General features: G+C 72.6%; 14 protein-coding genes, 1 tRNA gene and 1 pseudogene. 12 read left to right on the top strand and 4 right to left on the bottom strand.

Annotation, left to right across the window (positions count from 1 at the left end; all coding sequences use genetic code 11):
- Positions 1-10: 10 nt before the first annotated feature.
- Together ABID81_RS03960 and ABID81_RS03955 are read left to right on the top strand one after the other, a co-directional pair.
- Positions 11-3232 (top strand): PD-(D/E)XK nuclease family protein, encoded by a 3222-nt coding sequence (locus ABID81_RS03960; RefSeq protein ID WP_354593521.1) that lies wholly within the window; start codon positions 11-13, stop codon positions 3230-3232.
- Entirely contained in the window at positions 3229-6636 is a 3408-nt protein-coding gene (locus ABID81_RS03955) for an ATP-dependent helicase (protein ID WP_502915172.1), read from the top strand. Before ABID81_RS03960 ends, ABID81_RS03955 begins: the two co-directional genes overlap by 4 nt.
- Before the next feature lie 46 nt (positions 6637-6682).
- Here ABID81_RS03955 and ABID81_RS03950 read toward each other — a convergent pair whose 3' ends face one another.
- Positions 6683-7684 (bottom strand): phosphotransferase, encoded by a 1002-nt coding sequence (locus ABID81_RS03950; protein ID WP_354593520.1) that lies wholly within the window; start codon positions 7682-7684, stop codon positions 6683-6685.
- A 74-nt stretch (positions 7685-7758) separates the two neighbouring features.
- Here ABID81_RS03950 and nudC point away from each other — a divergent pair, with 74 nt between their 5' ends.
- Positions 7759-8691 (top strand): NAD(+) diphosphatase, encoded by a 933-nt coding sequence (nudC, locus tag ABID81_RS03945; RefSeq protein WP_354593519.1) that lies wholly within the window; start codon positions 7759-7761, stop codon positions 8689-8691.
- Entirely contained in the window at positions 8688-10400 is a 1713-nt protein-coding gene (locus tag ABID81_RS03940) for an ATP-dependent helicase (protein WP_354593518.1), read from the top strand. The genes nudC and ABID81_RS03940 overlap by 4 nt, the downstream gene beginning before the upstream one ends.
- Here ABID81_RS03940 and ABID81_RS03935 read toward each other — a convergent pair.
- A pseudogene (locus ABID81_RS03935) lies at positions 10366-11136 on the bottom strand (TOMM precursor leader peptide-binding protein); the annotation flags it as partial. The gene ABID81_RS03940 and the pseudogene ABID81_RS03935 sit on opposite strands and share 35 nt — an antisense overlap.
- A gap of 78 nt (positions 11137-11214) precedes the next feature.
- Complete coding sequence (locus tag ABID81_RS03930) at positions 11215-12609, bottom strand: zinc-dependent metalloprotease (protein ID WP_354593517.1); 1395 nt, start codon at positions 12607-12609, stop codon at positions 11215-11217.
- Between ABID81_RS03930 and ABID81_RS03925 the strand changes: the two genes are divergently transcribed.
- The 5 genes from ABID81_RS03925 to ABID81_RS03905 all read left to right on the top strand — a co-directional run bounded on the left by ABID81_RS03925 (position 12608) and on the right by ABID81_RS03905 (position 19184).
- Entirely contained in the window at positions 12608-13843 is a 1236-nt protein-coding gene (locus ABID81_RS03925) for a YlbL family protein (protein ID WP_354593516.1), read from the top strand. The genes ABID81_RS03930 and ABID81_RS03925 overlap by 2 nt on opposite strands.
- 100 nt (positions 13844-13943) lie before the next feature.
- A complete protein-coding gene (locus tag ABID81_RS03920; protein WP_354593515.1) occupies positions 13944-16898 on the top strand; it encodes a UPF0182 family membrane protein in 2955 nt (984 codons plus the stop codon).
- Positions 16899-17057: 159 nt separating this feature from the next.
- Positions 17058-17131 (top strand) — tRNA-Met (locus ABID81_RS03915).
- An 80-nt stretch (positions 17132-17211) separates the two neighbouring features.
- Positions 17212-18306, top strand: a complete 1095-nt coding sequence (locus ABID81_RS03910) for a glycerate kinase (RefSeq protein ID WP_354593514.1) — start codon at positions 17212-17214, stop codon at positions 18304-18306.
- The gene (locus ABID81_RS03905) at positions 18303-19184 is read left to right on the top strand and encodes a carbon-nitrogen hydrolase family protein (RefSeq protein WP_354593513.1); all 882 of its coding nucleotides are present in this window, start codon (positions 18303-18305) and stop codon (positions 19182-19184) included. Before ABID81_RS03910 ends, ABID81_RS03905 begins: the two co-directional genes overlap by 4 nt.
- Here the strand turns inward: ABID81_RS03905 and ABID81_RS03900 are convergent.
- Positions 19170-20369 (bottom strand): aminotransferase class I/II-fold pyridoxal phosphate-dependent enzyme, encoded by a 1200-nt coding sequence (locus tag ABID81_RS03900; protein ID WP_354593512.1) that lies wholly within the window; start codon positions 20367-20369, stop codon positions 19170-19172. The genes ABID81_RS03905 and ABID81_RS03900 overlap by 15 nt on opposite strands.
- 144 nt (positions 20370-20513) lie before the next feature.
- Here ABID81_RS03900 and ABID81_RS03895 point away from each other — a divergent pair, with 144 nt between their 5' ends.
- The 3 genes from ABID81_RS03895 to ABID81_RS03885 all read left to right on the top strand — a co-directional run bounded on the left by ABID81_RS03895 (position 20514) and on the right by ABID81_RS03885 (position 24269).
- A complete protein-coding gene (locus tag ABID81_RS03895; RefSeq protein ID WP_354593511.1) occupies positions 20514-22262 on the top strand; it encodes a trypsin-like peptidase domain-containing protein in 1749 nt (582 codons plus the stop codon).
- A gap of 150 nt (positions 22263-22412) precedes the next feature.
- Entirely contained in the window at positions 22413-23456 is a 1044-nt protein-coding gene (locus ABID81_RS03890; protein WP_354593510.1) for a glycosyltransferase family 2 protein, read from the top strand.
- Between the two features lie 6 nt (positions 23457-23462).
- Complete coding sequence (locus tag ABID81_RS03885; RefSeq protein WP_354593509.1) at positions 23463-24269, top strand: CDP-alcohol phosphatidyltransferase family protein; 807 nt, start codon at positions 23463-23465, stop codon at positions 24267-24269.
- The last annotated feature ends 6 nt before the right edge of the window (positions 24270-24275 follow it).

The following is a 24275-nucleotide window of genomic DNA, read 5'->3' as shown; positions in this document are numbered from 1 at the left end:
CGTCGAGCACATGGCCCCGACCGTCCCACCGCCCGCCTCGGGCCCGGTGCGCGCCGTGGCGCCCCCGGCGCTCGACGACTCGCAGCGGGCGGTGCTCGACCTGCCCGACGGGCGGTCGGCCGCGGTCGTCGGCGCACCGGGGTCGGGCAAGACCCGCACCCTGGTCGAGTTCGTGGTCGACCGGGTCGAGGGTCGCGGCTGGGGTCCGACGGCCGTCCTGGCCCTCGCTCCCACCCGGTCGACGGCCACGACGCTCCGCGACGTCATCGCCTCGAGGCTCACGGTCCCCACCCCGGGGCCCCTCGCGCGGACGGTCTCGTCCGTGGCGTTCGACGTCGTGGGTCATGCGGCGCGGCTCGCGGGCCAGCCGGTGCCCACCCTGCTGACCGGCGGCGACCAAGACACCGTCGTCCGGTCGTTGCTCGAGGGGCACGAGGCCGACGGCACCGGTCCGACCTGGCCCGACGACCTGGGCCCCACGGTGCGCCGGCTCCGCGGGTTCCGCACCGAGCTGCGCGAGGTCCTCATGCGGTCGACGGAACACCGCATCGGCTCGGACGGCCTGCGCCTCGCCGCCGAGCGGGCCGGTCGGCCCGAGTGGGCCGCCGTCGCCGACTTCCGTGACGAGTACCTCGCCGTGCTCGACGCGTCCCGTGGCCGCCACCTCGACTCGGCCGAGCTGGTCGACTACGCCGTCGCCGCCCTCGACCGGGGCGAGACCGCCCCCGTCGTCGACGGCCTGCGGGTCGTCCTCGTCGACGACGCGCACGAGGCGACCGAGTCCACGCTCGCGCTGCTGCGTGCCCTGGTCCGACGGGGCGTCGCGGTCGTCGCCTTCGGCGACCCCGACCTCTCGACGAGCGCGTTCCGGGGCGGCACCCCCGACGTCCTCGGTCGTCTCGGCCCGCGCCTCCGGCTGTCGGACGTCGAGACCCTCTACCTGTCGACGGCCCACCGCCACGGGCCGCCGCTCCGAGACCTCGTGCGACGGGTGACCGCCCGCATCGGCACGGCCGGGGCCGGTCGCCAACACGCCGCGGCTCCCGCCGACGTCGGGCGCGAGCCCGGTGCCGACGTCGGCCACGACGCCGCGGCACCCGCCGTCGTCACGGTGCGGGCCGACAGCCCGACGCACGAGGTCGCCTCGGTGGCGCGCCTGCTGCGCGAGCACCACCTCGTCCGGCGGGTGCCCTGGTCGCGCATGATGGTCGTGGTGCGCAGCGGCGGCCAGGTCGCCGGCGTCGCCCGCGGCCTGCAACTCGCCGAGGTGCCCACCCGCACGTCGGTCGCCGGCCGGGCCGTTCGCGACGAGCACGCGGCACGCCACCTGTTGCTCGCCGCCTCGGTGGCGGTCGGACGTGACGACCTCACGGTCGAGCTGGCCACCGAGCTGCTGCTGGGGCCGCTCGCCGGTTTCGACCCGCTCTCGCTGCGGCGCCTCCGGCTCGCGCTGCGCGCGGACGAACTCGCCTCGGGCGGCGTGCGTCCGGCCGACGACCTCCTCGTCGAGGCGCTGGACGGTCCGGGGCGGTTCGTCACGATCGACTCGCGGTTCGCGGCCCGCGCCGGGCGTTTCTCGTCGAGCCTCGACGCGGCGCGCCGGGCCGCGGCCGCGGGCGGCAGCATCGAAGAGGTCCTCTGGGGGTTGTGGGAGCGCAGCGGCCTCGCGGCCGAGTGGTCGGCCCAGAGCGCGGGTCGGGGCATCGTCGCCGCCGAGGCCGACCGCCACCTCGACGGGGTCGTCGCGCTCTTCACCGCCGCGAAGCGCTTCGTCGAACGGACGCCCGAGGCCGCGCCCGGGGCGTTCCTCGACGCGCTCCTCGGCGCCGAGGTCCCCGAAGACACGCTCTCGCCCCAGGCGACGACCGACACCGTGCTGGTCTGCACCCCGTCCGCCGCCGTGGGCGTCGAGGTCGACGTCGTCGTGGCCGCCCGCCTCCAGGACGGCGTGTGGCCGAACCTCCGCGTCCGCGGGGGACTGCTCGGCCCCGACGACCTGGTCTCCCTGGCCGAGCGGGGTCTGCTCGAGCGCGGCCCGTTCGACGGCGTGCCGGGCGGTCCCGGCGCGGTCGACGAGCGCGACGACGAGCCGGCCGCCCCGTCCGACGCCCGAGCCGCGGTGTTGTCCGACGAGCTGCGGATGTTCGCCCTCACGGTGTCGCGGGCCACCCGACAGGTCGTGCTCTCGTGCACCTCGAACGACGACGAGGGGCCCTCGCCGTTCTTCCGCCTGCTGCCCGACGACTGCCCCGAGGCCCCCGCGGGCCACCCGCTGTCGCTGCGGGGCCTCGTCGGACACCTTCGGCACGTGCTCGTCTCGGCGCCGCAGGGCCCACGCGCCGACGAGGCGACCGAGGCCCTGGCCCGCCTCGCCACCGAGGGAGTCGCGGGTGCCTCGCCCGCCGACTGGTACGGGCTCCTCGCGCCGAGCACGACCGAGCCGCTGATCGACCTCGACGACCCCGAGGCCCACGTGCCCGTCTCCCCCTCCCAGCTCGGCTCGTTCGAAGAATGCCCCCTGCACTGGTTCGTCGACCGCTTCGGCGGGTCGGCACCCAACGCCGCGATGGGTCTCGGCACGGTCCTGCACGACGTCATGGAACACGCCGAGGGCACCGACGTCGACTCGCTGTGGCAGGCGGTCGAAGGACGCTGGCCCGAACTCGAGTTCGAGTCGGCGTGGATCGCCGAGTCCGAGAAGCGCCGTGCCCGAGCCATGACCGAGAGCCTGTCCGCCTACCTGCGCGACTTCGAGGCGTCGGGGGGCAGCCTGCTCGGAGCCGAGTCCACCTTCACGCTCGACGTCGGGCCGGCCCGGCTCCGTGGCTCGATCGACCGGGTCGAGCGCACCCGTGACGGTGCGGCGGTCATCGTCGACCTCAAGACGGGCCGGTCGGCCCCGACGTCGGCGCAGGCCGTGGCCGAGCACCCGCAGCTGGGCAGCTACCAGGTCGCCCTGGCCGACGGTGCGGTGGACGCCGTGCCCGAGGGCACGCCACCCGGCGGGGCGAAGCTCGTCATCGTGTCGTCCGGCGTCCGGGGCAAGCTCTACCGCGAGCCGGCCCAGGTGGCCTTCGACGACGAGCAACTGGCGGCGTTCCGGGCGCGGGTCGTCGACGCGGCCGAGCACATGGCCGGTCGGGTGTTCGTGGCCCGACTCGACGACCACTGCGAGGGGCGCCACGGCGGCTCGTGCCGCATCCACGTGGTCGGAGAGGTGAGCGGCTCGTGACCGACCCGATCCGGCACGACGGCCCGGCGGGGGGTCTCGGTCCGACCGACGTGCGAGGCGACGGGGACGCGACCCGCGCCTCCTCGTCCCTGCTCGGCGCCGCCGAGATCGCCGAGGCACTGGGTCTGCCGACCCCGACCCCCGAGCAGCAGGCGGTCATCGAGGCCCCGCTCGAACCCGCGCTCGTCGTGGCGGGCGCCGGCAGCGGCAAGACCGAGACGATGGCCAACCGCGTGGTGTGGTTGCTCGCGAACCGGCTCGTCGGCGTCTCGCAGGTGCTCGGGCTGACCTTCACGCGGAAGGCCGCAGGCGAGCTCGGTGAACGCATCGAGCGACGCGTCGCCCAGCTCGCCACCGTCGGTCTGCTCGGCGACGAGGTCGATCCCTTCGACGTCCCGACGGTCTCGACCTACAACGCCTTCGCCAACGCGATCTTCCGCGACAACGCCCTGCGGGTCGGTCGCGAGAGCGAGTCGCAGGTGCTCGGCGACGCCTCGGCCTGGCAACTGGCGCGCTCGCTGGTCGTCGCCAGCCACGACGAGCGTCTCGCCGGGCTCGGGCGGAGCGTCGACGGCATCACCGAGGCCGTCCTCCGCCTCAGCCACGCGTTGAGCGAGAACGTGACCGGCCCCGAGCCGGTGGCGCGCCTGGCCGACCGGTTCCTCGACCTGGCGGGTCTGCCGTCGACGAAGGGCAGCGCCTACAAGTCGGTCGTCGACGCCGTCGGCGCGGTCTCGGCCCTGCCTCCGCTGCTCGAGCTCGCGACGGCCTTCGCCGACGAGAAGGCCCGCCGCGGACTGGTCGAGTACTCCGACCAGGTGGCCCTGGCACTCGAGGTGTGCGACACCGCTCCCGGCGTCGTGGCCGAGCTGCGCGACCGGTACCGCATCGTCCTGCTCGACGAGTACCAAGACACCAGCGTCGTGCAGACCACCCTGCTCTCACGCCTCTTCGAGGGCACCGGCGTCATGGCGGTCGGCGACCCGCACCAGTCGATCTACGGCTTCCGGGGTGCCAGTGCCGCCAACCTCGGTCGCTTCCCCGTCGACTTCGGGGCCCGACCCGACGCGGTGTTCAGCCTCTCGACCAGTTGGCGCAACGCTTCGCGCGTGCTCGACGCCGCCAACACCGTCGTCGCCGAGCTCGCCCGGTCGTCGGAGGCGGTGGTGGGCGAACTCCGTGCTCGGCCCGGTGCCCCCGAGGGGCGGGTCGAGCTGCTCTTCGACCAGACGCTGCCGGGCGAGGCCGACCAGGTGGCCGCCTGGCTGCACGACGAGCTGGCCGTGCCGACGGTCGTCGACGGCGAGCCGGCCCGCCGCACAGCCGCGTTGCTCTTCCGGTCGAAGAAGACCATGCCGGTGTTCGTCGAGGCCCTCGCCGCGCGCGGGGTCCGATACCACGTGCTCGGCGTCGGCGGGCTGCTGCAACGACCCGAGGTGGTCGACCTCGTGGCGTGTCTGCGGGTGCTGCACGACCCGTCGGCGGGCTCCGAGGCGATCAGGCTGATGGCCGGGGCGCGGTGGCGCGTGGGGGTGCGCGACATCGCCCGGTTGCGCGAGGTCGCCTCGTGGCTGTTCTCCCACGACCACGCCCAGCAGCGTCTCGACGACGAGGTCGCCGCTGGGTTCCGGGCGTCGGTCGCGGTCGGCGAGCACGGCTCGATCGTCGACGCCCTCGACTTCGTCGCCACGGCGCCCCTCACCCACCGGCAGCTCTCGGGCTTCAGCGACGAGGGTCTGGGACGTCTGCGGCGGCTGGGTTCGCATCTCGCGTTCCTGCGGGGGCGCACCGGCCTCGACCTGGTCGACCTCGTCACCCTGGTCGAGCACGAGATGCTGCTCGACGTCGAGGTCGCGGCGGCCACCGGGGCGCCGTCGGGCGGGGCCTGGCTGCAGGCGTTCGAAGACGAGCTGGCCGGCTACGTGGCCACCGACGAGAACGCGGGCCTCGGCGGCTTCCTGTCGTGGCTCGAGGCCGCCGAACGCCGTGACGACATGGGGCCCCGGTCCGAGCAGGCCGAGCGGGGGACGGTCCAGCTGTTGACCATCCACGGGTCGAAGGGGCTCGAGTGGGACGTCGTCGCGGTGCCGCGACTGGTCGAGGGCGAGCTGCCCGGCACCTCCCGCGAGGGGGTGGGGTGGCTCGGTTTCGGCGAACTTCCGTACGAGTTCCGGGGCGACGCGGCCGAACTGCCGGTGCTCGGCTGGCGCGGGGTGGCCGACCAGAAGGAGTTCGACCAGGCGCTGAAGGCCTTCAAGGACGAGCTCGTCCTGCGTCACCAGGCCGAAGAACGACGACTGGCGTACGTCGCCCTCACCCGGGCTCGGGACGCCCTCCTCGTCAGCGGATCGTTCTGGACGGGCGCCGTCCGGCCGCGCCCGGCGAGTCGGTTCGTCGTCGAGCTCGCCGAGCGGGGGTTCGTGCCGCCAGGCGACCTCCCCGAGCGGCCCGACGACGACGAGAACCCGCTGGCCGCGGCGTCGCGAGAGCTGACGTGGCCCCTCGACCCGCTGGGCTCGCGACGGGCCACCGTCGAGTACGCCGCCGCCCGGGTCGACGAGGCCGTCGACCGCCGGACGCGGGCCCTGAGCGCGCGGCTCGACGTCGGGGAGGCCACCCCGGGCCCGGATGCGGGCGAGCGTCCCGAGACGGGCGACCCGACGCGGTCGGCGAGGTCGAGGTGGTCGTCCGACATCGACCTGCTGTTGCTCGAACGCGACGCCGCTCGGGCGGGTGCCGGTGCGACGCCGCTGCCCCAGCGCATCCCGGCCTCACGCTTCAAGGACTACGTCGACGACCCTGCTGCGGTCGCCGCCGCGTTGCGACGGCCCCTGCCCGAACGCCCCTACCGGGCCACCCGCCTCGGCACGCTGTTCCACGAGTGGGTCGAGGAGCGGTTCCGGCCGACGGGGCGCTCCGAGACGCTGGACGCCTGGGGCGACGAGAGCGACCTCGACGACGAGCGCGTCGGCTCGCCGGGGTCCGGTCCGGTCGACCCCGACGACGCGCGACGGTTCGAGCAGCTGATCGCGACCTTCGAACGCTCCGCCTGGGCCACGCTCGAACCGACCGACGTCGAGCTCGAGATCCACCTCCCGCTCGGCAGCCGCACCGTCATCTGCAAGATCGACGCGGTCTTCGAGCGCGACGGGCGGTTCGAGGTCGTCGACTGGAAGACCGGCAAGGCACCGACCGACGACGCCGACCTCGAGCTCAAACAGCTGCAGCTCGCCCTGTACCGCGAGGCCTACGCGCAGTTCAGGGGCGTGCCGGCCGACGACATCGACGCGGTCTTCTACTTCGTGGCCGACGACGTCGTGCTGCGGCCCCGGCACGTCGCCGACCGCGGCGAGCTGGTCGAGCTGTGGCGTCGGGTCGAGCACGAGGCGTCGCCCGGGACGTGACGGCCCGGACGTCACGACCCGGGCGCCACGAGCCGGACGTGGTGGCTCAGACGTGTCGGCGTTCGGTGGCCTCGAGCAGGTCCTCGACCCCGTCGACGTCGAGGGCGGCGGTCGAGCCCGAGCCGATGCCCGCGCGACGGTCGCCCGGCAGCGAGTCGACGAGCTTCGTCATCATCTCGACGGCGTCGTCGACGACCGAGGTGTTCTTGGTCGCCGTGCCGTGCAGCAGCCACTTGGCCAGGTCGAGTTCGCGGTACAGGGTCGCGCGGTGTCGCAGCTGGTGGTCGCTCGTTCCCCGGGCGGTGTTGTAGGCCTCGAAGGCGTCGTCGACGGCCCTCGGCGTCGGGGCGCCCAGCAACCAGGCCAGGTCGCGGGCCGGGTCGCCGACCTGCAGGTCGTGCCACCCGAGGACGCCGCTGACGGTGTCGCCGACGACGAGCACGGAACCCGCGTCGAGCGAGCCGTTCACGACGGTCGGCTGGAACTGCCAGAGCACCGAGTCCTGGATGGCGGCCTCCCACCGTTCGAGGAGGGCGGCAGGCAGGAGGCGCGTGGACGCGGCACGGTCGACCAGGGCCGCCGACGAGCGCATGGCCTCGAACGGGGTGTGGCTCGTCAGGCCGGCGTCGGTGACGAAGCTCGTGGGCAGGGAGTGGATGGCGGCGACGGCGCGGCCCAGTGCCGTCGGCAGGTCGCCGGTCTCGGTGACGCGGGAGATCGACAGGTGCTCGCCCGGGACGACGTCGTAGACGATGCCGCGCGTCCGGCCGAGGGGCGCCTGGCCGCGGTACAGCGGCACGTCGAACGAGAGCCGACCTCGCACGCCGGCGCTCAGGGCCCGCAGGGCGACCAGGTCGGCGGACTGCTCCGCCTCGGCCCGCTGCGACCGCGGCACGCGCACGATGCAGTGCTCGCCCGCCCGTCCGACGACGAGCGCCGAGTCGAAGTCGCCACCCGTCTCGCTGCCGTGTCGGGACGCGCGCGTGACGTCCAGGTCCGCGACGGCGGCCGTGGCCAGCGCGGCTAGAGTGAGATGAGATCTGGCCATGCCCTCAGGGTAGGCCGCCGCACGCGGTGCCCTGCCGTGCGCCACGCTGTCAACTCGCGATGATTGGTCGTCCGATGTCCTCGCCGCTCACGTCCCGCCTCCCGCTCGCCCGCCACCAGGTCGACCGGGACTACCTCACCCGAGAGCGTGACGGCGTCGTCGACGAGCTGCTCGCCTCGACGGCCACGCGGGTCCTGCCGGTCTGGCGGGGGCGCACGCTGATGGCCTCGACCGGTGCGCTGGCGTTGCTGCCGGCCGCGTCGGTCCCCACCGCCGACGACTACGTCTACCTGGGGGTCTCGAAAGACCCGTCGGCCGTCGAACCGGTCGGCACGCCGGTGCTGGCCGCCCTGCTCGACGACGAGCGTGCCCGGTCGATCGCCCCCGACGACGCGGCCTGGGGCAGCCCGCGGGTGTCAGGCTCTGAGCTCAGCGCCCGTGACGCCGGCCTCGCGGTCGAGGCCGTCGCCGTGGCGAACTGGCACGACTCCCACCGGTTCTCGCCCCGCACCGGGCGTCCTCTGGTGACCGACAAGGCGGGCTGGGTCCGGCGCGACCCCGACGACGGCCACGAGGTCTTCCCGCGGACCGACCCCGCGATCATCGTCGGCGTCACGGATGCCGACGACCGCCTCCTGCTGGGCTCGAACGCCCTGTGGGAGAAGAACCGTTACTCGTTGCTGGCGGGCTTCGTCGAGCCCGGTGAATCGCTCGAACACGCCGTGCAGCGCGAGATCTTCGAAGAATCCGGCATCAACGTGGTCTCCCCGCGCTACGTCGGTTCGCAGCCCTGGCCGTTCCCGGCCAGCCTGATGGTGGGGTTCCGGGCCGAGGTCGACGCCGACGACCCCGGCACGCTGACCCCCGACGGCGCCGAGATCCTCGAGTTGCGGTGGTTCAGCCGCGACGACCTGGTCGCCGGCCTCGGCGAGATCGTCCTGCCGGGGCGCACGTCCATCGCGCGAGCCATCATCGAGGACTGGTTCGGCGGCGAGATCGACCAGTGACCGAGGCCGCCGATCTGATCGCGGGCCTCGACGAGCAGCAGCGCCGGGCGGCGTCGAAGCTGCTAGGGCCCGTGTGCCTGCTCGCAGGTGCGGGCACGGGCAAGACGCGAGCCATCACGCACCGCATCGCCTACGGGGTCGCGACGGGCGTGTACGCGCCGAACCGCGTCATGGCGCTCACCTTCACCTCGCGCGCGGCGGCCGAGCTGCGGGGGCGCCTCCGTCACCTGGGTGCCGGGGGAGTCTCGGCCCGGACCTTCCACGCCTCGGCCCTGTCGCAGCTCTCGTACTTCTGGCCCCAGACGATGGGCGGCCAGATGCCGCGTCTGCTCGACAGCAAGGCCAAGGCCCTCGCCCACGCCGCCGAGTCGCTGAGGCTCAAGATCGACACGGCGGCCCTTCGCGACCTCGCCGCCGAGATCGAGTGGCGGAAGGTCTCGCGACTGACGCTCGAGGAGTACGCGAAGGCCCTGCCCAGCCGGACGCTGCCGCCGTCCATCGGCGTCGAGAAGGCCGTCGACCTGCACCGTGCCTACGAGGCCGTCAAGGACGAGCGACGCCAGCTCGACTTCGAGGACGTCCTGCTCGCGACGGTCGGCATGCTCGAGCTCGAGCCCCGCGTCGCGCAGCAGGTGCACGAGCAGTACCGTTTCTTCGTCGTGGACGAGTACCAGGACGTCTCGCCGCTTCAGCAGGACCTCCTCGACCTGTGGCTCGGCGGTCGCAACGACCTGTGCGTCGTCGGTGACGCCAGCCAGACCATCTACTCGTTCGCGGGTGCGTCCTCGGACTACCTGCTCGGCTTCGGGTCGCGCTACGACGACGCCACGGTCGTCCGTCTCGAGCAGAACTACCGCTCGTCGAGGCAGATCGTCGACACGGCCAACCAGCTCATGAGGGGTCGGCCGGGTGCCCTGCACCTCCATCCCGCGGTCGAGACGACGGGCCCCGTGCCACCGGTCACCGAGTACCCGAGCGACTCGGCCGAGGCCAGGGGCATCGCCGAGACGATCGCCGACGAGATCCGCTCCGGCATCGCGCCCGAGGAGATCGCGGTGCTCTACCGGGTCAACGTCCAGGCCGCGGCGATCGAGCGCGCCCTCGCCGACGTCGGCGTCTCGACCCGCATCCACGGTGCCACGCGCTTCTTCGAGCTGCGGGAGGTCAAGGAGGCGCTGATGATGATGAAGGGCGCTGCGGTGAGCATCGTCGGTGAACCGCTCTTCAAGACCGTGAGCGACGTGTTGCGCTCGCTCGGCTGGACGCAGGAGGCCCCCGAGCAGCGCGGGGCCGTCCGGGACCGGTGGGAGTCCCTCAACACGATCATGGGCCTGGCCGAGTCCTCGGCACCCGGCACGACGCTCCGCCAGTTCGTCGACGAGCTCTTCGCGAGACAGGCCGGGCAGCACGAGCCGACCATGTCCGCGGTCACGCTGGCCACGATGCACTCGGCCAAGGGGCTCGAGTGGCGGAGCGTCTACCTCGTGGGCCTCAGCGAGGGGCTGGTGCCGATCAGCTACGCGAAGGACGACGCGGCGATCGACGAAGAGCGCAGGCTGCTGTACGTCGGCGTCACGAGGGCCCGCGAACGGCTGCGGCTGTCGTGGAGCCGGTCCGGTCAGGGGCGGGGCGGCGAGCGACGGGCGAGTCGCTTCGTGGAAGAGCTGCGCACCCGCACTCCGGGTGCGGCCGGACGCTCGCGCGGGTGACGAGCCCGTCGGCGATCGAGATCGACTCGACCTCGTCGTCCGGTGCGACGCCGGCACCGTCGAGGCGTGACCACAGGCGGCGGGCGGCCCGCGACGCGATCTCGTGGACCGAGAGCGACGGAGGCGCGGTGAGGGCCCGGCGGCTCAGCTGACCGGCGATGGCAGGCCAGGCGCGATCGGCCTCACCCGCGTGGAGGTCGAGGCATCGCGCACAGGCGGTGGCCCCCGGCACCGTCACGGGGCCGACCAGGGCCCGACGGTCCCCGACGCGCACGAGCAGGTGGGTGACGTCGCTCCGGACCCACTCGCGCCGCAGCCCGGGGTCGACGACGTGCCCGCCGACGAGGACTCCCGTGGCCCCTCGCGGCGGACGGGCGTCGGGTGCGGGGCGCCGCACGTCGACCCCGCACGAGCCGAGGAGGTGCGCCACGGCGTCGGCCACCGGGCCCGGCCCCGCGACGAGGACGACGTCCGACGGGGCGATCGACGACGGCTCGGCCACCAGCGCCGGCCGCAACCGCCCGACCGAGGCCGCCACCGCGGCCGGGTCGGCGCCGAGGTGTGCCACGAGCGTGGGCAGGCCACCCGCGCCGTGGCCCGCGGCGACGGCGGCGACGACCCGCTCGTCGAGCCTGCTGACGGGACTCAGGACCAGGGACGGGCGGTCGACGCCGAACTGGAGGGTGTCCGTGTCGCGCCAGACGACGGGTGCACGCGGATCGAGGACGAGGCTCATCGTCCGATCATGCCGGGGCGGTCGAGCCGACGAGTGGTTGTCCACAGGGGGTCGGTCGACCGCCCGTCGACGGACGGATCAGGAGCGGGGTGCGTCCGTGTCGGGGCCCGGGTCGCCCGGCTCGGTCGCCGAACCGTCCTCGGCCTCGCGGGGTCGGTCGTCGGTCGTGTCGTCCAACAGGTCGCGGATGGCCTGGTCGACGTCGTCGAACGCGGGCTCGTTCGACGTGAGGCGGGTGACGAGCCCCTGGGGGTCGTCGATGTCGGCACTGGTGGGCACGATGTCGGGGTGGGACCAGAGGTCGTCGCGGCGCTCCGCACCGACGGCGTCGGACACCGTCTGCCAGAGGACGGCCGCCTCGCGCAGCCGTCGGGGACGCAGCTCGAGGCCCACGAGGGTCGAGAACGCCGACTCGGCGGGGCCGCCCGCGGCACGGCGGCGCCGGACGGTCTCGGCGATGGCGGCGGACTTCGGGAGGCGCGCGGTGGCCTGGGCGGTCACGACGTCGACCCAGCCCTCGATGAGCGCCAGGGTCGTCTCGAGGCGGGCCAGGGCGGCGAGTTGCTCGTCGGTCTTCGGCGGGATGAGTGCCCCGCTCTTCATGGCCTCTTGCAGTTCGCCGGGGTTCGAGGGGTCGAAGTCGCCGGCGAGCTCTTCGAGGCGGGACGTGTCGATGCGGATGCCCTGCGCGAACTCGCGGATGGACGAGATGAGGTGCAGTCGCAGCCAGCGGGCGTGACGGAAGAGGCGGGCGTGCGCCAGCTCGCGGACCGCGAGGTAGAGCTGCACCTGGTCGGCCTCGATGTCGAGGCCCTCGCCGAAGGCGGCGACGTTCTGGGGCACGAGTGCCGCCTGCTGGTCGTCGAGCAGCGGGATGCCCACGTCGCCGCCGGACACCACCTCGGTCGAGAGCTGGCCCACCACCTGCCCGAGCTGCATCGCGAAGAGCGTGCCGCCGACGCTGCGCATGACCTCGCTCGCACCGGCCAGCATCGACCGCATCTCTTCGGGGGCCTGCTCACCGAGCACCCCCGTGAGCGAATCGGCGATCGAGGTGGCGACGGGCTCGGCGAGCTGGCTCCAGACCGGCATGGTGAGGCGGGCCCACTCGGCCCGGGTGACCAGGCGGGGCGTGACGGTCAGCTCGGCCACGTAGGTGACGTCGTCGAGCCAGAGGGCGGCGACGTGGAAGGCCTGCTCGAGCGCGGCGGTCTCGGCAGCCGTCGCGGCGACGGCCGTCTGCGAACCGACCGCGACGGCCTGGTCGGTCGCCACCGTCCAGTCGATGCCCTGGCCGCTGCGGGCGACCGCGTTCTGCAGCTGGCTCATGAGGCGGGCGACGAACGCGGGGTCGTCGGGGAGCCCCGCGGCCCCGGCGAGCTGCGACGGATCGATCTCGGACCCGCCGGACAGGAACTGCCGCAGCATGTCGCGGAACTCGTCCTCAGGCCCGCGCGGGGAATCATCGGTCATGCTGACTACGCTAGCTGCTGGCCGCACGAAGATCCTGGGATTCGGCCACCGCCCCCGGGCCGCCGCTCCGCTCGTGGCGAACGCGACCCGCGCCTCCCCGGCCGATCCCGAAAGGACCGCAGTGGCCTTCTTCTCGCCCCCGCGCACCGCCCCCTCGTCCGAACGCCGTGCAGGCCGCTGGGGCTGGCCGCTGCTGGGAGCGGCCGCCGTCTCGGCGGTCGCCCTGAGCCTCCTGCCGTCGCCGTACCTCATCGAGCAGCCGGGGCCCGTGTTCGACACCCTCGGGAGCGCCGACTACGAGGGGAAGTCGCAGCCCCTCATCACGGTGTCGGGCCACGAGACGTATCCCACCTCGGGCACCCTCGACCTCCTGACCGTGAGCGTCCAGGGCAACCAGGACGTCCGCCCCGGGTGGGTCGACGTCGTCGGGGCCTGGGCGGACCGCAGTCGCTCGGTGATCCCCGTCGAGGCCGTCTACCCGTCGGGGGTGTCGAACGACCAGGTCGACGAGCAGAACGCCGTCGACATGCAGAACTCGCAGAAGTCGGCCGTCGCCGCGGCGCTCATCCACGAGGGGTACTCCGTCCCGAGCGCCGTGACCGTGAGCCAGGTGTCCGAGGGCAGCCCGGCCGAGGGCGTGCTGCGCGAGGGCGACGTGCTGGTCAGCGTGAACGGCACGAGCCTGGCGACCGACGCCGACGTGGACGTTCTGCGCGGTCTCGTCGCGGCGAACGGGGCGTCCTCGCCGGCCGAGGTCGTCGTCGACCGGGCGGGCACGACGGTGACCGAGCAGGTCACCCCGGAGGAGGTGTCCGGCACGCCCCTGCTCGGGGTGGGCGTGAGCGTCGACTACACCTACCCGTTCGACGTCACGTTGAAGCTCGACCAGGTCGGCGGCCCGAGCGCGGGCATGATGTTCGCCCTCGGCATCATCGACAAGACGACGCCCGGTGAGCTCAACGGCGGTGAGGCCGTGGCGGGCACCGGGACGATCACGGCCTCGGGCGAGGTCGGTGCCATCGGCGGCATCCGCCAGAAGCTCTACGGCGCCCGCGACGCCGGCGCGACGGTCTTCCTCGCACCGGCCTCGAACTGCTCCGAGGTGGTGGGCAACGTGCCGGCCGGCCTCGACGTCTACTCGGTCGCGACGCTGGACGACGCCGTCACCGCGCTCGAGACGATCGCGGACGGCGGCGACACCGGGTCGCTGCCCACCTGCACGGCTGCTCGATAGCGTTCGTGCAGCCCGCGCAAAGCTGGGAAGGGGACGCTGGGTCGGCCAGGCTCGACCCGTAGGATGGCGGTCCACGTCCCCGTCAGCCAGGAGCCCACCCTTGACGTCACCCGCATCGTCGCGAACCGCACGACGCTCGCCCCGACTGCCCGTCCTCGTCACGGTGGCCGTCCTCGCCGCCCTGGTCATCGCCTTCTTCATCTTCTCGTCGCTGCTGACCGACTACCTCTGGTACCAGCAGCTCGGCTTCACCGGCGTCCTGACCACCCAGTGGATCTCGCGTCTGGTCATGTTCGCGGTCGGCTTCGTCGCGATGGCCGTGCCGGTCTACGTCAGCATCGAGGTCGCGTTCCGGTTCCGACCCGTCTACGCCAAGTTGAACTCGCAGCTCGACCGGTACCAGCAGGTCATCGAGCCCCTGCGCCGTGCCGTCGTCATCGGCGTTCCCGTCGTGCTCGGACTCTTCGCGGGCCTCGCGACCTCGACGCAGTGGCAGACGGTCCTCGAGTGGATCAACCGCACGCCCTTCGGGCAGACCGACGCGCAGTTCGGGCTCGACATCGGCTTCTACGTCTTCGAGTTGCCGCTGTACCAGGCCGCCGTCGGCTTCGCCTCCGCCGTCGTGCTCATCGCGGGCATCGCCGCGGTCGCGACCAGCTACCTCTACGGCGCGCTGCGCTTCACCGGTCGCGAGGTGCGCATCTCGAAGGTGGCGCGCATCCAGCTGGCGGTCACCGCCGCCGTCTACCTCCTGCTGCAGGGCGTCAGCCTGTGGCTCGACCAGTACGCGACCCTGTCCGACGGGACGAACAAGCTGCTGACCGGTGCCACGTACACCGACGTCAACGCCGGCATCCCCGGCAAGCAGATCCTCGCGGGCATCGCGGTCGTCGTCGCGATCCTCTTCGTCGTGACCGCCGTCGTCGGTCGGTGGCGGCTGCCGGTGATCGGCACGGCCGCGCTCATCATCATCAGCATCATCGTCGGCGGCATATACCCCTGGATCGTGCAGCGCTTCACGGTCGAGCCCAGCGAGCGGACGGTCGAGTCGCCGTACATCGAACGCAACATCCAGGCCACGCGCGAGGCCTACGGCGTGGCCGACGTCCAGGAGCAGACCTACGACGCGAAGTCGGACGCCGAGGCGGGTGCCCTGGCAGGCGACGCCGTGACCACCGCCAACATCCGCATCATCGACCCGGCGCTCGTCACCGACGCGTTCGCGCAGCTGCAGCAGTACCGCCAGTACTACAGCTTCCCCGAGCAGCTCGCGGTCGACCGCTACACGATCGACGGCAACGTGCAAGACACCGTGATCGCGGTCCGCGAGCTGAACACCTCGCAGCTCGGCAACTCGGCCACCCCCTACAACACGACGTTCGTCTACACGCACGGCTACGGGGTCGTCGCGGCCTACGGCAACCAGCGCTCGGCGGACGGTCAGCCCGTCTTCCTCGAGTCGGGCATCCCGGTGACGGGCGCGCTCGGCGACGCCGGCGACTACGAACCGCGGATCTACTTCGGCCAGGAGTCGCCGACCTACTCGATCGTCGGCGGCACCGGTCAGAACGACATCGAGCTCGACTACCCGTCGGGCAGCAACGACAACGGCACGAACGAGACGACGACCTTCGAGGGCGACGGTGGGCCGAAGCTCGACAACGTCTTCAAGAAGCTCATCTACGCGATCAAGTTCCAGTCCGAGCAGATCGTCCTGTCGGACGCGGTGAACGACCAGTCGCAGATCCTCTACGACCGCGACCCCACCGAGCGCGTCCAGAAGGTGGCCCCGTACCTCACCATCGACAGCGCGCCGTACCCCTCGGTGGTCGACGGCAGGGTCGTCTGGATCGTGGACGGCTACACGACGACGAACGAGTACCCGTACTCGAAGCCGCAGGCCCTGTCCGACGCCATCGCGGACACGTACAACGACCGGCCCGTCTACGCGTCGAACAACATCAACTACATCCGCAACTCGGTGAAGGCCACGGTCGACGCCTACGACGGTTCGGTCAAGCTCTACGCGTGGGACACCAGCGACCCGATCCTGAAGACCTACCAGAAGATCTTCCCGTCGACGCTGTCGCCGCTGAGCGACATGTCGTCCGAGCTGCTGCAGCACGTGCGCTACCCGCAGGACATGTTCAAGGTCCAGAGGGCCATCCTCGGCACGTACCACGTGACCGACGCCGACTCGTTCTACTCGAGCGACGACGCCTGGGTCACGCCCAACGAGCCGACGAGCAACGCGCAGAACCCGCCGTTGCAGCCGCCGTACTACCTGACGCTGCAGCTTCCCGACCAGGACCCCGCCTTCTCGATCTACTCGACGTACATCCCGCAGCAGTCGGGCGAGAACGCCCGGAACGTCCTGACGGGCTACCTGGCGGCGAACGCGGACGCGGGGTCGACGCCGGGCGAGATCTCGTCTGACTACGGCAAGTTGACCTTGCTGGCCTTGCCACGGACCGACACGCTGCCCGGCCCCGGACAGGTGCAGAACAACTTCAACACCGACACGGCCGTGGCGAACCAGCTGGCGCTCCTCACCCGCGGTGACACGAGCGTCGTCCGGGGCAACCTGCTGACCCTGCCGGTCGGTGGCGGTCTGCTCTACGTCCAGCCGATCTACGTCAAGTCGAACTCCGAGACGTCGTACCCGGTCCTCCAGCGCATCCTGGTCTCGTTCGGTGACAAGATCGCCTTCGAGGACACCCTCGACGGCGCGCTCGACTCGCTGTTCGGCGGCAACTCGGGAGCGACGGCCGGCGACAACGGAGTGCCCACGACGGGCGACGGCAGCACCGACGGCGGGGCCGACTCCGACGCGACCGACGGGGGTGCCACCGACGGCGGCACGTCGACCCCCGACACCGGCGGCACGGGGACGGGCACCGACAACGCGGCCCTCGACCAGGCGCTCGCCGACGCGCAGCAGGCGTTGAACGACCGTGCGGCGGCCTATGCCGACAACGACCTGGTCCAGGCGGCAGAAGCCGACGCGCGCCTCCAGACCGCCCTCGAGGACGCCGTGGCGGCCAGCGGACAGTAGACGCCGGCATCGTGCTCACGAGACCCCCTCCCCGCTCGCGGGGAGGGGGTCTCGTGGTTCCCCCGTGAAGTGATGCGACGGGCCCCGAGGTGGGGCGCGACCGGGTCGCGGGCCCGATTGGACGGTGCGCTCTCGGCGTGCTAGAGTCATCTCTTGTGCCGCGGGGTGGAGCAGTTCGGTAGCTCGCTGGGCTCATAACCCAGAGGTCGTAGGTTCAAATCCTGCCCCCGCAACAAAGAAGACGAAGGCCCCGGTCGAAAGACCGGGGCCTTCGTCGTGTCGCCGGAGGCGCCGGGCGTGCCAAGGTTGAGGCATGTCGAGACTCCGGGTGGTCGTCGCGCCCGATTCGTTCAAGGGCAGCCTGGCGGCGTCCCGCGTCGCCGAGGTGATCGCCGCGGGCTGGTCGCGCTCCCGGCCGGGCGACGAGATCGTCCTGCTCCCCCTCGCCGACGGTGGCGAGGGCACCCTCGACGCCTTCGAGCGGGCCGTCCCCCGGAGCATCCGGCACGAGGTCGCCGTCGAGGGCCCCGACGGCCGTTCCGTCGACGCCCCGTGGCTCGCCCTGCCCGACGGCACGGCCGTCGTCGAACTGGCCTCGTCGTGTGGACTCGGCCTCCTCGCCGTCCCCGCCCCGCACGATGCACACACGCGCGGGCTCGGCGGGGTCATCCGGGCGGCCGTCGAGTCCGGTGCCGAACGTCTGCTCGTCGGCCTCGGCGGCAGTGCCTCGACCGACGGGGGAGCGGGGGCGCTCACGGGCCTCGGCGCCCGCGTCGTCGACTCGCTCGGCGAGCCCGTGATCGACGGCAACCACGGTCTGACCACGGCGGTCCGGGTCGACCTCACGACCGCCGTGCCGCTGCCACGCGGCGGCGTGACCCTGCTGGTCGACGTCGACAGTCCGTTGCTCGGACCACGCGGTGCGGCCGCGGTCTTCGGGCCGCAGAAGGGGGCGACGGCCGACGACGTCCTGGCGCTGGACCGGGGCCTCGCATGCTTCGCCGACCTCGTCGACGTGGACCCCGCGACCCCCGGTGCCGGCGCGGCCGGCGGGACGGCGTTCGGCCTCCTCGCCTGGGGTGCCCGACTGGTGCCCGGCGCGGACGCCGTCGCGCGGGCCGTCGGCCTGCCCGAGGCCCTGGCCTCGGCCGACCTCGTCGTCACGGGCGAGGGTCGCTTCGACGACCAGACCGCCGCGGGCAAGACGGTGTCCCTGGTGACGCGACTGGCCGGCGAGCACGGCGTCCCGGTGATCCTGGTCGCGGGTGACGTGGTCGCTCCCGTCGACGGGTTCGCCGACGTGGTGTCGACCCTGCAGCTGGCCGGTGGCGTCGACGAGTCGACGACCCGCGCCTCCTTCTGGCTCGACGAGGCGGCCGCCCTGGTGGCCGCGAGGTGGGCACGATGACGGACGGCACCGGCGTCGGCACGGGCGCGGGCGACGTCGTCGTCGCGGTGGCGCAGACGGCGCCCGGTGACGACCCGGCGCGCAACCGGCGGACCGTCGAACGCCTGGCCGTGGAGGCCGCCCGTCGCGGGGCGCAGGTGGTGGTCTTCCCCGAGTACTCGTCGTACTTCACCGCGGAGCTCGGCCCCGCCTACCTCGAGGCCGCCGAGCCGGTCGACGGGCCCTTCGTGGAACACCTGCGGCGCGTGGCCGACCGCCTGGACGTCGTGCTCGTGGCCGGACTGGTCGCCGTCTCGCCGGACCCGTCGCGCTTCGAGAACCTGCTGGTGGCGGTCGCGCCCGGTCGCGGGGTCGTGGCGACCTACTCGAAACAGCACCTCTACGACGCGTTCGGCGGACAGGAGTCCCGGTGGATCGTCCCGGGCCCCCTCGCCGTCGCCGCGACCTTCGAGGCCCACGGGCTCGTCTTCGGGTTGCAGACCTGTTACGACCTGAGGTTCCCCGAGGTCACCCGCACGCTCGTCGACGCCGGTGCGGACGTCGTCCTCCTGCCCGCCGAGTGGGTTCGCGGGCCCCTGAAGCAGCACCACTGGACGACGCTCGTGACGGCCAGGGCGCTCGAGAACACGATCTACGTCGCCGCGGCGGACCACGCCCCACCGGTCGGCGTGGGCTGCAGCACCGTCGTCGACCCGACGGGGGTGGCCCTGGCGTCCGTCGGCGACGAGGTCGACGTCCTCGCGCTCGCGCGGGTGTCGGCCGCGCGGATCGCCGACGTGCGCCGGACGAACCCCTCGCTGGCCCTGCGGCGGTACGACGTCGTCCCGCGCCGCGGCGGTGGAGCGGCGTCGGGCGGGCCGGGGTCAGACCGAGAGTGACGCGAGCTGGTCCGAGGCCCGTTCGAGCACCTCGAGGCGCTTGCAGAAGGCGAAGCGCACGAGCGAGGACTGTTCGGCGGCGAAGGCGGGGTGGCAGAAGGCGCTGATCGGGACCCCGACGACTCCGGCGAGCCCGGGCAGGCGACGGCACAGGTCGGCGGCGTCGTCGAAGCCGAGGGGCGCCGCGTCGGCGACGACGAAGTACGTGCCGACGCTCGGCCGGACGGCGAACCCCGCTCGTCGCAGGCCGGCCGAGAGCACGTCCCTCTTGTGGCCGAGCGCGCGGGCGATGCCGTCGAAGTAGGCGTCCGGCAGCCCGAGGCCGACGGCGACGGCGGGTTGGAAGACCGAGCCGTTCACGAACGTCAGGTACTGCTTGACCGCGACTACGCGGTCGACGAGCTCGGCCGGCCCGGTCAGCCACCCGATCTTCCACCCGGTGGTGTTGAAGGTCTTGCCGCCCGACGAGATCGAGAGGGTGCGGTCGGCCGCGCCGGGCAGCGTGGCGAACGGCACGTGGGTTCTTCCGTCGAAGAGCAGGTGCTCGTAGACCTCGTCGGTGACGACGAGGGCGTCGTGCTCCACGGCCAGGTCGAGCAGGAGGCGCCTGGTGGCGTCGTCGAGGACGCTGCCGGTCGGGTTGTGGGGGTCGTTGAGCACCACGAGACGGGTGCGGGGCCCGAAGGCCCGGCGGAGTTCGTCGGGGTCGACGACCGAGTCGGGACCCCGGAGCGGCACGGTGACGTGCACGCCGCCCGCGAGCCCGACGAGGGCACCGTACGCGTCGTAGAACGGCTCGAGGGTCACCACCTCGTCTCCCCGGTCGACGAAGGCCAGGATGGTCGCGGCCAGGGCCTCGGTCGCTCCCGCCGTCACCAGGACCTCGCGCCGTGGGTCGAGGTCGATCCCGTAGAAGCGTCGCTGGTGGGCGGCGACGGCGTCGAGCAGCACGGGCATGCCGCGGCCCGGCGGGTACTGGTTGAGTCCGGACCGCATCGCCTCGTGGGCGGCGGCCAGGACCTCGTCCGGACCGTCCTCGTCGGGGAACCCCTGGCCGAGGTTGATGCTGTCGGTCGCGGTCGCGAGGGCCGACATCTCGGCGAAGATCGTGGGGGCGAGCCGACCGTCGTGGTCGAGGAGCATGGCGCCGCTCGCGGCGCGTTGCCAGGGTGCCTGGTGGGTCATGATCCCGTCACCGTACCGCCGCGGGACGGATGCCGGGGTCGGTTCGTCCAGGGGCCGCATAAGGTGGGCGCAGTCCGCTCACAGGCTCGCCTTATGATCCGCCCAGCTTGGGCGACCAGGCTGTCAGGGCTTGGAAGGAGCACCATGACCGACACCCCCCGCCGCGACGACGACACCGACGACGGCGCGCCCCGCGCGTCCGACGGCAGCGCCGACGGTTCGCAGGGCACCCCTGGCGATCACCGGGTCGGACCCGACGACGCCCGGCCCACGACACCGGACCCGGCGGACCAGGGGGTCACGTACGGTGCCCCGCCCCTCCCCGGCAGCACGCCGCAGGCCGGGGCGTTCGGGGCGCGCCCCGACGACTCGGTGCAGCACCCCTCGCCGGACGGCCAGCACGACCAGGCCCGACCGCACGACGGGTCGTACCAACAGCCGGGCTCGTACCAGCAGCCGGGTTCGTACCAGCAGCCCGGGTCGTACCAGCAGCCGGGTTCGTACCAGCAGCCCGGGTCGTACCAGCAGTCGGGTCCGTACCAGCAGCCCGGTTCGTACCAGCAACCGGGCTCGTACCAGCAGCCCGGGTCGTACCAGCAGCCCTCCGCCGATGCCCACCAGCAGCCCACGTCGGGATCGTCGGCGTTCGCCTACGACACCACGAACTCGTACGCCGCGGCGGGGTGGCAGGCTCCCACGCCGCAGCCCAAGAAGAACAGACGGGGCGTGGGCACCCTCGCCGCGGCCCTGCTCGTCGGGGTCCTCGTGGGTGGTGCGGCCGGTGGTGGCGTGGCGGCGGTGCTCTCTCGTGACTCCGGGGCCGGCGTCTCGGCGACGGGTCAGTCGCGCGACCTCACGGTGAACGACTACGACGACGCCACGGTCGTGACCGCGGTGGCCGCCAAGGCGACCGAGTCGGTCGTCACGATCAACGTGACGGCGGGGGAGTCCGGTGGCACGGGCTCCGGCGTCATCCTGAGCGCCGACGGCTACATCGTCACCAACACGCACGTCGTCACGCTCGACGGCGCGAGCGCGTCGGGCACCATCACCGTGACCCTCAGCGACGGCAGCATCCTGCCGGCCGAGGTGGTCGGCCTCGACCCCACGGTCGACCTCGCCGTGCTGAAGATCGACGCGAGCGGCCTCACGCCCATCGACTTCGCCGACTCGTCGAAGCTCAACGTCGGCGACACGGCCGTGGCGATCGGCGCCCCGCTCGGGCTCTCGAACACGGTCACCGACGGCATCGTGTCGACGCTCAACCGCAGCATCACCGTGCAGTCCTCGGCCGCGCCGAGCGACGGCAGCGACCAGGGTCAGCAGAACGACAACAACGGTCAGGGCCCCTTCTCGTTCAACAACGGTGACGGCAACACGCAGAACCAGGCCAGCTCGGTCATCTCGCTCCCGGTCATCCAGACCGACGCGTCGATCAACCCGGGCAACTCGGGCGGTGCGTTGCTCAACTCGCAGGGCGAGCTCATCGGGCTCAACGTCGCCATCGCCAGCTCGGGTAACTCGTCGGGCAGCATCGGCGTCGGCTTCTCGGTGCCGTCGAACCTCGTCCAACGCGTCGCGAAAGAGATCATGGCGAACGGTTCGGCCAGCCACGGCCTCCTCGGGGCCAGCGTCAACGACGCCACGAGCGACGCGAACGCGAGCCGGGTCGGTGCCCTGATCGTCCAGCTCAGCCCCGGAGGCGCGGCGCAGAACGCCGGGCTGCGGCAGGGCGACGTCGTGACCGAGTTCAACGGCGTGCCGATCAGCGACCGCACCGACCTCACCGCGCAGGTCCGGTTCCTCGCCGGCGGCGCGACCGCGAAGCTGACCTACGTCCGAGACGGGCAGACGGCGACGACGGACGTGACGCTCGACACGCTGACCAGCTGATCACACGCCCCGGTCGACGCGACGGGGGTCGGGACGCGAGGGCGTCCCGGCCCCCGTCGTCGTGTTGCTAAGCTCGCCACGATCCCTGCGGTCGTCCCGCAGCACCGACCCGCGCCTCCCCGGCGCTCACGAGCCCGAGGAACGCGATCCATGCCAGCAGGCGACAGCACCCGACCCGGTGTCTCGTACGTCATGCCCGTCCTGAACGAAGAGCGCGAGATCCGGGCGGCGGTCGAGAGCCTGCTCGGCCAGGACTACGAGGGCCCCTTCGAGGTGATCCTGGCACTCGGCCCGAGCGTCGACCGCACGAACGAGGTCGTCGCCGAGATGTCGGCCGCCGACCCGCGCGTCCGCAGCATCCCCAACCCCGTGGGGTCGACCCCCGCCGGGCTCAACGTGGCCATCCGGGCCTCCGTGCACCCGATCACCGTCCGCGTCGACGCGCACTCGGTGCTGCCGAGCGACTACACCCGCGTCGCGGTCGAGACCCTCGAGCGCAGCGGGGCCGACAACGTCGGCGGCATCATGGCCGCCGTCGGCCGCACCCCCTTCGAGAAGGCCGTCGCCCGCGCCTACGGCAGCCGGGTCGGTCTCGGGGGGACGCCGCACCACGTGGGCGGTGCCGAAGGCCCCACCGACACGGCCTACCTCGGGGTCTTCCTGCGGCACCGCCTGATCGAGGTCGGCCTCTTCGACGAGGGCGTCAAGCGAGGCCAGGACTGGGAGCTCAACCGCAGGCTCCGGGCCACGGGCGGAACGGTCTGGTTCACCCCCCGACTCGTCGTCACGTACCGTCCTCGACCGAGCCTGCGGAAGCTCGCCCGGCAGTTCGTCGCCACGGGGCTGTGGCGCGGCGAACTCGCGAGGCGGTTCCCCAAGGCCAACACGCTGCGGTACCTCGTGCCGCCGGCCATGGTGCTGGCCGTCGCCCTCGGCCTCGTCGTGGGGCTCGCGGGGGCGGTCGGCCTCGTGCTCGGCGGACCGCTCGGCTGGGCGACCCTCGCCCTCGTCGTGCCCGGCGTCTACGTCGTCTTCGTGCTCGCCGCCGCGGTCGTCGCCGCCCGGGGCGACGACCTCCGCACCCGTGCCTGGTTTCTCGTAGTCTTGCCTTCCATCCACTTCGGGTGGGGCGTCGGCTTCGTGCTCGGCTTCCTCGACCTCACGAAGAACATCACCGCCCAGACCGGAAGGTAGCCGCCGATGACCGCGCTGCCCACGAGACCGAGCTCGATCGCCGAGTTGCGACGCGTCGCCCAGCCCCCCGAGGTCCGCAGCCGGGCAAACGCCGAGCACTGGACGGCGTCGTTGTACCTGCGCGACGTCTCGCCCTACCTGACCTGGTGGCTGCTCAAGACGAGCGTCTCGGCGAACGGCGTCACCGGGCTGATGATCCTGGTCGGTTGGTGCACGGCCCTGTCGCTCCTCGTGCCGGGCATCACGGGCGCCCTGCTCGCACTCGTCCTCGGCCAGCTGCAGATGCTCGTCGACTGCTGCGACGGCGAGGTCGCCCGGTGGCGGGGCACGAGTTCGCCCGCCGGGGTGTTCCTCGACAAGGTCGGCCACTACTCGACCGAGGCCCTCATCCCGATCGTCCTGGGCATCCGGGCCGCCGGCTTCCCGTTCGAGACCCCGGCCGACTTCGCCTGGACGACCGCCGGCTTCGCCCTCGCCCTCGTCATCGTGCTGAACAAGGCCCTCAACGACATGGTCCACGTCGCGCGTGCCAACGCCGGTCTCGACCGGCTCGAAGACAAACGAGGAGGCGCGACGCAACCGAGCGGGCGCCTCCTGTCCCGACTGCGCAGCGCCGCGAGGTTCGTGCCGTTCCATCGGCTGTACCACTCGGTCGAACTGACCATGCTGGTCTTCGCCGCCGCGATCGTCGGCCTCGTGGTCGGCGGGGCCACCGCCGACCGGGTGCTGCTCGTCGCCCTGCTGCCCTTGTCGGTGCTGGCGCTCGTCGGTCACTTCGTCGCGATCATGGCCTCGAAGCGGGTGCGCTCCTGAGCGAGG

It is taken from the genome of Frigoribacterium sp. PvP054 (assembly GCF_040547465.1).
GTDB lineage: Bacteria > Actinomycetota > Actinomycetes > Actinomycetales > Microbacteriaceae > Frigoribacterium.
Note: the sequence above shows the minus strand (reverse complement) of the source record. Positions and strands in the feature narration are given on the sequence as shown.